Here is a 433-nt window from a genome sequence, read left to right as displayed (position 1 = left end):
CGATATCGTCTACACCGCTCGCCTGACCAACCCAGCAGGCAGCGAGATGAAGATCACCCTCAGCAACGGGGAAGTGATCACCATTGGCAAGGGCTTGAGCGAGGGCTCTGTCACGTTCGCGGCACCGCAAAACACTGTGTATGTGGATGGCGGCAACGTTAGCGTGACCGTCACCGGCACCACCGGCGGCGACTTCGAGCACCTTGAGATCAATCCAACTGCGGCGGTAACTGCCGTCACCGACAGCATCGACACTTCGACCGTCACCCTGACCGCGACCTCAAGCGCGGTCGAAGGCGGCGTGGTGACCTATACCGCCTCGGTTACGGCACCAGTTACCGGCACCCCGCTGGTCATCAGCCTGGCCAACGGCCAGTCGATCACCATCCCAGTCAACAGCTCCAGCGGCTCGGTAGATTTCATCGCGCCGAAC

The 433-nt window shown here is 61.7% G+C and carries 1 protein-coding gene; it reads left to right on the top strand.

Annotated elements, in window-relative coordinates:
* Positions 1 to 4: 4 nt before the first annotated feature.
* A partial coding sequence (locus tag ACKLLE_RS27130) for an immunoglobulin-like domain-containing protein (protein WP_420059611.1) occupies positions 5 to 433 on the top strand: 429 nt, incomplete at its 3' end.

The organism is Pseudomonas bharatica (genome assembly GCF_048586865.1).
GTDB classification, from domain to species: Bacteria; Pseudomonadota; Gammaproteobacteria; order Pseudomonadales; family Pseudomonadaceae; genus Aquipseudomonas; species Aquipseudomonas bharatica.
The sequence above is the reverse complement of the archived record's forward strand: the minus strand, read 5'-3'. Positions and strand labels throughout refer to the sequence as shown.